The organism is Serratia sp. D1N4, assembly GCF_054552755.1.
The window spans coordinates 2,032,897-2,044,904 of sequence record NZ_CM137274.1 but is presented as its reverse complement, the minus strand read 5'-3'; the positions used below and the strand labels follow the sequence as shown (position 1 = coordinate 2,044,904).

The following is a 12,008-nucleotide window of genomic DNA, read 5'->3' as shown; positions in this document are numbered from 1 at the left end:
CGCCATACCCGGCAGGCTGGCGCTATTCACTCATGGTGCACAGTGATTACCAGGTCCGCACCGGGCCGGTATCGATGTGCACAAAGTTGCTACGTGGATAATATCCTACACCACCAGCGCGCATTTTTAACGCCGCTTTGCGGATATTACTCAGTTGGATACCTTCAATGTGGAAATCCATTGCCTGCCCCTTGGTGTGATAACTCTGTTTAGCCACACCACGGCTGTGCTCACGCATTTCGTTGTTGGTTGCTGAAGAACGGTAACCCGAAATCAACTGAATCGGCTTGGTCGTTCCCAGTAAGACTTGCAGACGATAGAGATGATCAAACAGATGAGGATCGATCGTCTTGGTCTTATTGGCACGATAATCACGGAAAATATGATTCAACCGCACTAACTCTTCCCGGTTGTAACCTTTACCGTTGAAAAACTCGGCCTTAATGGATTCGCCAGTATTCAGATTATTGAGTACCAGAATACGTGGACGAGCGGTAGAAAGACTGGCGAACGCCTGCCCAGGGAGCAGAGCGATACCCATGGCTGCGCTACCTAGCGTTAGCCATTTACGGCGATGATGATCAATTTTGTCCATGACTCTTTTAAACTCGGCAAGAATGTCAAAATAAATGCACAAAACTGCGCACAGCCCGAACCATAACCGCCAGCCTATGCGGAGTCAACCCGAGATAGGCTTAGGTTTATAAGCACTCCCAAAAAGAGTGCTTGTGGCTAACCAGACATTCAGACCGCTATTTACCTAGAATTACTGCATTTATTGCATCAATTTTTCAGCCTGAGCCAAAATTTGTGCACCCGATCGCACGGTAGCATCATAATTGTAAATATCTGTACGGAACTGTGGTTTACCGTCATCGGCAACCCAAGCCGTCAGATAATAAAGTTGCACCGGGATATGCTGGCGAATATTCACGTAAGTGGTATTGCCTACTTTCAGCGTGGAGGAGACTCGAGCGTTATTCCAGCCCGCATCCTGCAGCAGCATATTGGCCAAGTCAGAAGCCTTGTTCACACGCACGCAGCCCGAACTTAACGCACGGATATCTTTCTGGAACAAACCGTGGTTGGGGGTATCGTGCAGGTAGATCGCATCGGAACTTGGCATATTGAACTTGAAGCGCCCCAACGAATTGCTGGCGCCAGGTGCCTGCTGGATGCGGTAAGGGAAATTGCGTGGTGAAGTCACGCTCCAATCAATCATTGACGGATCGATCGCCTCAGATTCATTGCTCCAACCCGAGAACACTCTGTAACCATGCTTCTGGAAATACCCCGAGTCATGCATCGCCTTAGGCACGATATCTTCACGTATCAGCTTAGTCGGCACGTTCCACGGCGGATTGACCACCACGTTGTTCAGTGCGCTGCTCATCAATGGCGTTTTACGGCTTGGACGACCAACGATCACCCGCGACGAGAGAACCTCATTACCATTGAGATAATAGATCAGTGAGTAATTCGGAATGTTGACCATAATGCCAGTATCAACATGACCAGGCAAAATACGCAGACGCTGAATATTCAACGCCAGCAAAGAGGCTCGCATTTGGGGTGAAACGTTCAGCCATTCGCGGGTTCGGGCACCGACTACGCCGTCTGGTGTCAATCCTTGCCATGTCTGGAAACGCTTAATTCCTTCCACTAAATCGTCGGTATAACGGTTGTCCGTCACCGAAACCGGGCTGACCGATTGCTGCACCAACGGGGCTTCGGGAGAAGGAACAAGATCCTTAATCGGTGCCGCCGCAGGGCTGACTACCGCCCCGGCAGGATTGCGATTTTTCTCTTCATCCACCGACAGATCATCCTCCACCACCGGTGCTCTTGCGGCTGTTGGCGTCGCTGCTGGCTCTTGCGAATGCGGCGTGGCTACAGGCACCACGGTTAACATTCCAGTACGCGCAAGAATTTCTCGTAACGCCGGTATGTCATCACTGAGTTGACCAGGGCGCAGACTTGGACCATTGCTCACCTGCGGCCACGGACGCCCATCGGCTAACAGCTCACGCAGTGCCTGATGCATTTTTTCATACTGCGGATGTTGGGGCGTCAGCGAGTTGACATATGCCAGGGTTTTTCCCTGCTGTAGCGCAAGCTGCCACTGATTGATCACGGTATTCGCCGGCAGCGCCAGCTTGTAAGGAACATTGCTGTACAGCCAACTGTTACCGTTTAACCCGATTGACGAAGCAAACTGCAGATAACCCAGCATGGCATCAGACAGCACAATATCGCGTGCCATATCGGTGATTGCCGGATCGGTGAGTAATTTTACCCATTGGGTGAATTGTGGCTGTATGCCCGAAATAGCGAGTTCAGCAAGTTGCTGCTGGAACTGCAATACGGTTTCCCGATCCTGCCACATTGGCTGCATTTGGTTGGATGCATATAGTTGAGCCAAAGTAGGGAGATAATAGGGCACCACGCCTTTAGGCAATACCGCTAATATTTGAGTACGGCTTTGCACAGCAGACATGCCGGATGATGACACCGGTGGAAACGCCTGCACGGCAGCCCATGCGGGTAACGACACGGCAAAACTACACGCAATTGCGCAACTCAATGCCAGACGTCGTACTGAGTTTCCTTTTTTAAGCAACATCCCTTGCCCCCTGTATGCTCACAAAAATACAACAAAGATTATCTACTCGTTTCAGTATACAAACAGAACGGCCCTTTTGCTCCCAGCGCCGTTGAATTACTGTTTTACTCTCATTACGCTACTTAGTTTCAGCGATAAAAAAAACCTACCTATCATCCTCGCAGCGTAAAAAAATAGCCACCTAAAGGTGACTATTTTCAGACTTTTAGGGCAGTTTTATTCAAGTTTAAGGCGTTTCTGCTACCGTTGGTGCCAATGCGGCCTGTTCCGGGGCAAAACCACGCAAACCAACCACGTGTACATGCTCATGATTTTGGAATACTTTACGCACCAGCTTATAAGTGGTGCCCTTTTCCGGGCTGATATTTTCTGGTGCCGCAATAATCAACTGCATTTCCAGGCGATCGCACAGTTCAAACAGCGTGGCGATGGATTTGGCATCCAAACGCGCCGCTTCATCCAGGAACAGCAAGCGGCAAGGCGAGATATCTTTACCACGCAAGCGGCGTGACTCTTCTTCCCAGCTCTGCACTACCATCACCAGAATCGACATACCGGTACCAATCGCTTCCCCGGTGGACAACGCGCCACTTTCCGCCCGTAGCCAACCGTCGGAACCGCGGAATACTTCAACTTCCAGCTCCAGATAATTACGATAATCCAGCAGCTCTTCACCAATGGTCTGCGGCGTACGCTGGCCCATATCGATCTGCGGGTTCAGGCGTTGATACAGTTTCGCCAAGGCTTCCGAGAAGGTCAGGCGGTTACTGTTAAACAGATCCTGATGCTGTTCCTGCTGCTCAGAGAGCACGGTCAGCAAGGTAGCATGGGCTTCCCGTACGTTGACGTTCAAACGCACGCTCTTCACCTGGCCGAAGGAGACCGCCTGCAGGCCCTGGTTGAGCATGCGGATGCGGTTCTGTTCACGCTGGATAGTCTTACGGATGATATTCGCCACGCTCTTTGAGCTGATTGCCAGCTTCTGCTCGCGGGCGGTCAGTTCTTCCGTCAAGCGGCCCAGTTCGATCTCCATCTGTTCGATGGCTTCAACCGGATCGTCAGTACGGATGATATCCTGGCGGATGCGCTCGCGCAGATGCTGATAAACCGCAATGTAGAACTGGATCTTACGCTCGGGCCGTTTAGGGTCTTCCGACAGGCGCAACACATCGCGCAAGTGCTCGTTATCCGCCACCGCCAGGCGCAGCGCACCCAGCGCCTTATCCGACATGGAACGCAGTTCATCACCGTCCATATAGGCCAATTCACGACGATGCAGACGGCGTTCAACACCGTTGTCTTTCACCAGGCGCATCACCGCACACCAGCCCGCTTTGGCGGTAACCACCTGCTCACGCAGTTGGTAGTAATCACGCTCCAGCTTGCGTAGTTTCTTCTGCAAACCGTCCATTTCCGCTTCGCAGAAGGTCAGCTGTTTTTCCAACTGATTACGGCGCGTACGATTGGTACTCAGCGCCGCATGCAGTTCATCACGGCGCTGGCGCGCACGAGCTTCGGCATTGGCATCCGCCTGCACGCCGATGTCCACCAATTCCTGACTCAGCTCTTTCAGCATGTCGCGTTTGGCGTCAAAGGAGCTTTTCAGCGACGCCAACACTTGGCTGTACTGAGTAAACTGGGTCTGATACTGGCGCAGTTGCTCACGGGCGCGAGTACGCTCCGCTTCCGCATGCTCCAGCCGTTGACGCAGCTTCTCATTGAGATCGTTGTCAGCATTCTGCATACCGGCAGAGTCGGTATAGCTGAAGTGCGCACGGCGTTGCACCACTTCGGTGAGCGCAAAGGCCTGCTGTTTGGCCTGACGTTGCGTTGCCTGGGCCTGTGTGTAATCCAGTTGCAGCTGTTCGTGCTGTTCCGGATCGCTTTGCAGCACCGATAACAACGGCTCCAGCTTGGTCAGCGAAACCCCATGCTGCTGAATATAGCGCGCAGCGTCTTGGGCTTCTTCCAACTCTTCGCGGATCTCTTCAACGCGATCTTGCAGCGTATCGTCATTCAGCAGCGAAACCAGCGGCATCAGGCGGTTCAGCGCAGAAATGCCCTCCTTCGCCTGTTCGTATTGCTGACGCTGCTGCTGATTCTGCGCTTCGTGGTTGTTGAGCGAACGCTCAACCTCACCACGGCGGCTGTTCATGGTGCGGATTTCCGCCTCAGGATCGGCGTCAAACGCGACTGCCAGATGGGAACCGATAAAACGGCTGAAAGCCTGGTGGGAACGCTGAGTTTTCTGCACGTCAAATGACAGCGTGGCATAGCGTTCAGCCAACGAGTCACGTTCGGCATACAGCACTTCCAGGCGATTTTCACGCGCCGCACGGCCAAACAGTGGCACTTCCGGGTAACGCGAATAACGCCATTGGCGATCGGCAGTCTTCACCACCACCGCTTTTTCATGTTCTTCAACGGCGAATACGCTGTCATCGAACGACTGCGGATCCCCTTCGATCAGGTAGAGATCTTCCGGGCAATCGTCCAGCCCTTGTAGCATTTCGCGTACCAGCGACAGATCCGGTACCACGATCGCATGGCGTGATGGGCCATACAACGCGGAGAAATACGGCGCGTCGTCAATGGTCACATCGTCATAAATCTCTGACAGCAATACGCCGCCGAAACGCTCTGCCAACGTCACCAGCCGTTGATCTTCGGCACCGCTTGGCTGGCTGAGGCGCTCAATTTGCGCTTCAATCTCACGCTTACGCGCAGCCACTTCGTCGCGCTCAACGGTAGTTTCACGTTCGCGTTCCAGCAATTGCTGCATGTACTCGGTAACTTGCTGGCCGTCTTCGAAGGTTTCGCCGCTTTGCTCACTGAGTTGGCTCAGCGCATCCTGCGCACCTAACCAAATTGGCGCACGCGCGGTCAGCTCTTTAATACGCTGTTGGATTTGCTCCAGTTCCTGACGCATTTCCATACGCCGCTCACCGGCTTCGCTAACACTTTGCGACAGCGATTCCAGACGCTCTTCCAGCTCTTGCTGCAAGGTATCAAGTTCGTCAGGCTGGTATTCCTGCCCATGGCGTTTACAGAATTCCTGCAACAAACGCTCAGCATCCTGTTGTGAACGCAGGCGTTGCTCCAGCTCATTCAGGCGCATACGCAACGGCTGCACACGTTCGGCCTGATGCTGCTGTGAAGGCCAGTCACGCAACAGTTCGCGCGCGGTTTGCCAGGCTTCACTGCGGCTCACTTCACCGGCAATTTTACCCACCAGCTGATAAGCCTGTTCAAACTGGCTATGGGCGGCATCCGCCACGCTCAGTTTCTGTTCCAACAGTAACAGGGCTTCAGTAGCCTCCTGCTCACGCGCCTGGAAGGTCTCCAGCCACTCTTCAGCGTTCTCGGCGGTCAGCTCCGGCACCTGACACAGCGCACGGGCACGTTCGAGCGCCTGAAGGGCCTGCTGGTATTGGATGGCACGCGTCTGCTGCACGTCCAATGCCTGCTGGTAATCGGCAAGCTGGCTTTTCAGTTCATCCACTTCCAGCTCAGCGGCTTCGGCACGCGCTTCATTTTCTGCCTGCTGCTCACCCGCTTCTGCCACCACTTCATTCTGCTCTTCCAAGCGGTAGGTCAGTTCTTCCAGATCGCCTTCATAACGCTCGATCTTTTCCTGCTGACGCATCGCCGTCTGCACCAGATTAAGGTGATCGCTGGCGGCCTGATAATCGGTTTCCAGATCGGATTCGGCACCGCTCTGTTCAGCCAGTTCGCGTGCCATTTCAACATGGCGGAACTGTTCTGCTGCCAGCTGTTTGCGGCTGCCCAACAAATCGCTGCGCAACACCAATGCGCCATCCAGGTGGATACGGCGTTCGTTGGCGTGGCGCATGTAGTCCGCCGCCACGTAGGAAGTGGCTTCGGAGATCAAATGCTTGAACAGATCGCGGTCTGACTGGGTAACGCGGATCGCCTCCAGCGTCATGCGGTTCTCGCGCAGTGCCGCTTCCATGTCCTGAAACGCTTTACGCACCCCGCTGTTTTCTGGCAACAGGTAGTCACGCAGTGAGCGGGTAATGGCGCTGGAGATCCCGCCGTAGAGCGAGGCTTCGATCAGGCGATAAAATTTGCTGCGATCGGATGAGGAACGCAGACGTTTCGGGATCACGCCGAGGTCAAACATTAATGAGTGGTAATCGGTGATGGAGTTGAACTGCTTGAACTGCACCCCTTCCATCTCTTCGACGCGCTCTTTCAACTCCTGCAACGAAAGCACGCGCGCTTGGCGATCGCCCACGGTCTGGGTCAGCAATTCGGTGGGTTGTACCGCCGTCGGCAGCCCCTGAATAGTGAAGGGTTTAATATCGACTTTGCGATCGCGCCCCGCTACCTGTTGCAGACGCACGCCTACTACCACTCGCTGATGGCGCGAGTTCACCACGTCCAGCGTGGAGTAACAGACACCGGCGCGCAGCTTGCCGTGCAGGCCTTTGTCACGTGAACCACTGGTGGCCCCCGCTTCGGTGGTGTTACGGAAGTGCAGCAGCGTCAGATCGGGGATCAGCGCGGTAACGAACGCCGCCATGGTGGTGGATTTACCCGCGCCGTTGCCCCCGGACAGCGTGGTGACCAACTCATCCAGATCAAAGGTTCGAGCGAAAAAACCGTTCCAGTTAACCAGCGTCAGTGAGCGAAATTTACCGCGTTCAATCATTCCTGTTCATCCTCTGCACTGTCTATGGCGTTATCGGCCTGCACATCTTCAGCCTCGCTTTCATCATTCAGCGACAGGCTGTTTTCAACCGGCATCGCTTCACCGTCGCGAATCATCCGCAACTGGGCTTCACGCGGATCGTCACCGCTGCGCACGTCGGCACCAAAGCGGAACACCGCTTCGGTAATGCGGAATTTACTGCTGTCGTTGCCCATAAAATAGACCATGCCCAAACGGCGCAGGCGGTTCAACGATGAGCGCACTTTTTCATGCAGCTTTTGCCGATCCAGATCCGAACCGGTAGAGCGCTGGTTAACAAACTTCAGCAGTTTGTTCTCATCCGCCAGGCTCAGCAGCTCTTCGTACAGCTCTTGCTGGCTGAAGATGCCTTCATGCGCCAGGCGCTCCGGGCTGAGGTAGAGATAACACAGGATCTTGCCGACCATCATATCCAGCTCGGAAAGCACCGAACGCGGGATCAGCGTGGTAGAACGCGGGCGCAGGTAGAAAAACCCCTCCGGTGCGCGGATCAGTTCAACGCTGTAACGGGCGTAGAACTCTTCCAGTTCGTCCTGAAAATCCATTAAGAAAGCGTGGTTGTCCAGCTCATCGATACCGATGTGACGCCCCGCGCGCAGTTGGCTATCGAGCGCCGGAAACAGCGTATTCGACAGTGCCTTGGCCAGCTTGACTGGCATTACTTGTTCAATATTTGTCGATGACATGGGCCTGTACCTTGGCTCCGTAATCATTGATTGCCTGCCACTGTGCCGGCAACCCTGAAAAATCAGCTTCAGCCACACCAAGGCGCACTGCCTGGTCGACCACTATGCGTGCTACGTCGAAGTGACGTGCACGCGGATATTGCGCCAGATAATCGCGCATTACCGCCCCTAAATTGAGCGGCATTTTCTGTTCTTTATAGACCTGCAATGCCTGTTCGATCATCGCTGCCAACTGTTCGCGAATTTCGCTGAACTCTTCATATTCCAGATCGGGCGGCAGTTCCCCGGTCACTTCTTCACTGCGCAACGCCAATTCTTCATCGCGCATATCGAACAGACGTTCGGCATTGGCGTGGGTTAGCGTCCAAGGATTGTCGAAGTAGTTTTGCACCGACTGCCGCAGGCGTTGTGCAAACACGCGGTTTTTATCCATGTCGATCGCGGTGCGGATAAATTTGTGAACGTGGCGATCGTAACCGATCCACAGGTCGATCGCCTGTTGACCCCAACTGATAATGCGATCCAGCTTGCTTTGTAGGTCAAACACCAGCTTATCGACAAAGCCCAGCTCCATCCCACCCAGCGTTGCATCCTGAATCCGCAACAGATTGGCCTGTAGCTTATCGCCTGCGGCTTCCAGCGTATCCTGCAGCTCACGCAAGGTTCCCGAAGTTTCCGACAGCAGCATCTCACAACTGGAGATCGCCGCGCGCCAATCCTGGTTCAGCAAGGCGGCAATATCTTCTTTTACGCTCTGCTGCTGTTCGTCCATCAGGCGTTGCGTCAGATCGATGCTGTCAAAGATCTCGGCCACCGAATACTTCAACGGTGCAAAAACGTTACGGTGCCAGTGGAAATCATCACCGCCCTCTTCGGCGGCGTCGGCGGCGCGCTTGAGCTCTTCCGCCACGATAGACAGTTGCATGGAAAGGCGCAGGGTCGAAAACTCACGCTGGCGGATGTAATAATCGGTAATGCCGATGCCCAACGGCGTCAGGCGGTAGATGGCATTACCATCCGCCAGTTCGCTGATAAAACGGTTCAACAGGCGCTGGCGCACCATATCGTTGATCGCATTGTTGGCGCGAATGGCCACCGTTTCATGCGTCTGTTCAAAACCTTTACTGACATGGCGAAATGCATCAACCAGCTCACCTTCACTCATCTCACCGTCTAGCCGTTCGCCATTTAACGTGGCAATAGCCAGCAGGAACGCAAGACGCTCAGTGGGGAGCGAAATAGAGAAATCATTTTTCCGTGCCCAGGCGACCAGTTCGGGTACTGTCTGGGAAAATTCACTCATAGTTCGTCCTTCAGGTTTGGTTTATGCGCCATGACGTGAATATAGCGACCCAAACTCACATACGGCTCCTGCCGGCAATAAAGCTGTTCAAGCGCCAGTAGCTCTTCAAATTTCTGTGTCTGTAATTGCCTACTTTGCAGATAGTCATGGAAAACCCTCACGCCGGTTTTCCCTGAAATCTGCATCCCCAACTGTTCCAGCCACGCGTACACCTGCGGCGGACTATGTGGGTACTGTGGCGACAAAGAGCGCTTGCGGCGCCTGCGGACCTCGGGATCCACCAGCTGGAAATTCCCCAGCACCACGTTGCGCATCAACAGGCCATTGGCATTGAAGAACATCAGCGACAGCGCCCCTCCCGGTAACAGGCAGTCGAACAGCGCCGCCAATGCCGCCTGTGGCTCGGCGATCCACTCCAAAACCGCATGGAACAATATCAGATCAACCGGCTGTTCCAAGTGTTGCCCGATGTCTTGCGCCGAACTTTGTATAAATTGCATGTTCTGGCTCACACCTTTCTGCTCTGCCAGCAGCGCGGCGCGTTGGATCATCTCACCAGAAAGATCGCACAACAACACCTGATGTCCTAATTCTGCCAACTGGCAGGCCATATGGCCTTCGCCACCGCCAGCGTCCAGAATGCGCAGCCGGCGCTGCGGCAATTGCGCCAGCAGCGTGGTCAGATCCTGCCAAACCACCGCCTGGCGGATTTTCCCCTTGGTCGTGCCGTAAATATTACGCGCAAACTTCTCCGCAATATCGTCAAAATTGCGATCCTGCATGGACAACGGCTCCGCTGATTTCATCTTGGCTTGAGGCAAAGCACCAGCCCATTCAAACCTGCTATTTTGGCACAGACTGGCTTAGAATGAATCTTCTTGCGGCGTGATTACGCCCAGATGTCGTTTTTTCGCCCAAAAGGACCTGATTTTTGATGCTGTTTAATCTGAAAAAGTTCATCGGCAACCTGTTTATGCCGTTACCCGCCCTGCTTTTGCTGATGGGATTGGCGCTACTGCTGCTGTGGTTTACCCGCTGGCAAAAAAGTGGCAAAGCGATTTTGAGCCTGAGTTGGCTGTTTTTACTGCTTTTAAGCCTGCAACCGGTAGCCGATCGTTTACTGCGGCCGCTCGAATCCCACTATGTCACTTACCGGGGCGACGATCGGGTTGATTATATCGTGGTGCTGGGCGGTGGTTACACTTTCAACCCAGACTGGGCACCGAGTTCAAACCTGATCGGCAACAGCCTGCCGCGGGTCACGGAAGGTGTCAGGCTATACCTCTCTCATCCCGGTAGCAAGATGGTGTTTACCGGCGCTCGCGGGGCCAATACCTTGAGCAATGCCGCCACCGCAGCGCGCGTGGCTGAAAGCCTAGGGGTACCACACAGCGATATCGTGATTCTGGATCGCCCATTGGATACGGAACAAGAAGCCGCGCAAGTGGCTAAGTTAGTGGGAGAGAAACCCTTTATTCTGGTGACTTCTGCTAACCATCTACCGCGCGCGATGCGTTTTTTCGAAGCCCAAGGGTTACACCCGATCCCGGCTCCGGCCAACCAACTGGCGATCAGTTCACCGTTAAATATTTGGGATCGGGTCATGCCATCTTCAATATTCCTCGGCCACAGTGAGCGTGCGGTGTATGAAACCCTTGGCAGCCTGTGGCAGCAACTAAAAGGGGATCACGAAACGGTGTCAGACTCGCAGTAATTAATCGGCAAGCCAGGGCAGCAACTGTTTTGCCGCCTGATCGAACAGCATGCGATCCAGCTTGCCGGTGTGAATCATCCGGCCCACCGCTTCCCACACCGCATACAGCCAGCGACGCACCAGGAACAACTCTGCCACTGGTGCGCGTTGCAGATAGCGAAACAGCAACTGATCCGACATCCCGGCTTCGCACAGCCTGAACAGCTCATACTCCCGTGGTGCCCACAGCATCATCCCAGGATTGAGCATCGCCAACAGCTGATCGGTTTTGGCATCTTTCAGCATGCTGCGCAGCGAAAGATTGCCGTGCACCAACACGCAAGGATCGTCAAAACTGGCAAAGAAATTGGGCAGCGCTTCTCGCGTGCGATAAAGCAGACGGCGATCGGCCATGGTGAACAGCGGCGAGTTGAGATTACTGAGCGTTGACCACAGTACTTCAACACGCTGTTGATACCAGCAGAACCAATCATTTTCCTGAGTGCTGTCTACCGTACCGACGCAGCCGTGGCTATCGATACGGTGCCAAGCCAGTACACCATCGATAATCTGGTCCATCAGCATGTCCCAGCGATCGGGGGTTCGCGTGGGTGCTTCAACCGAGACGCCGCGCAGGCGCTCGATCAGCAAAATCTCTTTATAGGGGGATTGGTGGCTGTACACCATGCCATAAACCGTCGGCAGACGAATGTCCCCTTCGCGGGCCAACATGGAGAGCTTATAAGCCTCCTGCTGCGCGATCCCCTCACAAACAAAGCTTTTCGCCATCAACGGAATCGCGTGATCCTGTTGATCATACAGCGAATACATATGTGCATAAGGCTGCTCGCTGACACGCTCCAGGCGACCGATTGATTCACCCAGCACCACACTCAATTCGGCACGCAACTGCTCCATTGGGCAAAATCCTCTAGATTAAGGAAACGCACCCTACATCATTGAACGGTAGACAACGAAATTCTTCAACG

General features: G+C 54.2%; 8 protein-coding genes. 1 reads left to right on the top strand and 7 read right to left on the bottom strand.

Annotation, left to right across the window (positions count from 1 at the left end):
- Positions 1 to 46 precede the first annotated feature (46 nt).
- The 6 genes from ACX1CU_RS08800 to cmoM all read right to left on the bottom strand — a co-directional run bounded on the left by ACX1CU_RS08800 (position 47) and on the right by cmoM (position 10,108).
- A complete protein-coding gene (locus ACX1CU_RS08800; protein WP_459402187.1) occupies positions 47 to 595 on the bottom strand; it encodes a DUF882 domain-containing protein in 549 nt (182 codons plus the stop codon).
- A 180-nt stretch (positions 596 to 775) separates the two neighbouring features.
- Entirely contained in the window at positions 776 to 2,623 is a 1,848-nt protein-coding gene (gene ldtD / locus ACX1CU_RS08795; RefSeq protein ID WP_459402186.1) for a L,D-transpeptidase, read from the bottom strand.
- A gap of 226 nt (positions 2,624 to 2,849) precedes the next feature.
- On the bottom strand, positions 2,850 to 7,298 hold the full coding sequence (gene mukB, locus ACX1CU_RS08790; protein WP_459402185.1) for a chromosome partition protein MukB: 4,449 nt from the start codon (positions 7,296 to 7,298) through the stop codon (positions 2,850 to 2,852).
- The gene (gene mukE / locus ACX1CU_RS08785; protein WP_459402184.1) at positions 7,295 to 8,023 is read right to left on the bottom strand and encodes a chromosome partition protein MukE; all 729 of its coding nucleotides are present in this window, start codon (positions 8,021 to 8,023) and stop codon (positions 7,295 to 7,297) included. Before mukE ends, mukB begins: the two co-directional genes overlap by 4 nt.
- Positions 8,004 to 9,326, bottom strand: coding sequence for a chromosome partition protein MukF (gene mukF / locus ACX1CU_RS08780; protein WP_459402183.1), 1,323 nt, complete (start codon positions 9,324 to 9,326; stop codon positions 8,004 to 8,006). Before mukF ends, mukE begins: the two co-directional genes overlap by 20 nt.
- Complete coding sequence (cmoM, locus tag ACX1CU_RS08775; RefSeq protein ID WP_459402182.1) at positions 9,323 to 10,108, bottom strand: tRNA uridine 5-oxyacetic acid(34) methyltransferase CmoM; 786 nt, start codon at positions 10,106 to 10,108, stop codon at positions 9,323 to 9,325. Before cmoM ends, mukF begins: the two co-directional genes overlap by 4 nt.
- A gap of 152 nt (positions 10,109 to 10,260) precedes the next feature.
- On the opposite strand from cmoM, the gene elyC reads away from it, so the two are divergent.
- Entirely contained in the window at positions 10,261 to 11,040 is a 780-nt protein-coding gene (elyC, locus tag ACX1CU_RS08770; protein WP_459402757.1) for an envelope biogenesis factor ElyC, read from the top strand.
- Here elyC and ACX1CU_RS08765 read toward each other — a convergent pair whose 3' ends face one another.
- Positions 11,041 to 11,937 carry a YcbJ family phosphotransferase gene (locus ACX1CU_RS08765; protein ID WP_459402181.1) on the bottom strand — a complete coding sequence of 299 codons (897 nt, stop codon included), beginning with the start codon at positions 11,935 to 11,937 and terminating at the stop codon, positions 11,041 to 11,043.
- Between the last annotated feature and the right edge of the window lie 71 nt (positions 11,938 to 12,008).

Excerpts from the sequence above, each read along its gene's own strand:
- mukE (WP_459402184.1), bottom strand. The coding sequence starts at position 8,023 with ATGTCATCGACAAATATTGAACAAGTAATGCCAGTCAAGCTGGCCAAG.
- ACX1CU_RS08800 (WP_459402187.1), bottom strand. The coding sequence starts at position 595 with ATGGACAAAATTGATCATCATCGCCGTAAATGGCTAACGCTAGGTAGC.
- mukF (WP_459402183.1), bottom strand. The coding sequence starts at position 9,326 with ATGAGTGAATTTTCCCAGACAGTACCCGAACTGGTCGCCTGGGCACGG.
- ACX1CU_RS08765 (WP_459402181.1), bottom strand. The coding sequence starts at position 11,937 with ATGGAGCAGTTGCGTGCCGAATTGAGTGTGGTGCTGGGTGAATCAATC.
- mukB (WP_459402185.1), bottom strand. The coding sequence starts at position 7,298 with ATGATTGAACGCGGTAAATTTCGCTCACTGACGCTGGTTAACTGGAAC.
- cmoM (WP_459402182.1), bottom strand. The coding sequence starts at position 10,108 with ATGCAGGATCGCAATTTTGACGATATTGCGGAGAAGTTTGCGCGTAAT.
- elyC (WP_459402757.1), top strand. The coding sequence starts at position 10,261 with ATGCTGTTTAATCTGAAAAAGTTCATCGGCAACCTGTTTATGCCGTTA.
- ldtD (WP_459402186.1), bottom strand. The coding sequence starts at position 2,623 with ATGTTGCTTAAAAAAGGAAACTCAGTACGACGTCTGGCATTGAGTTGC.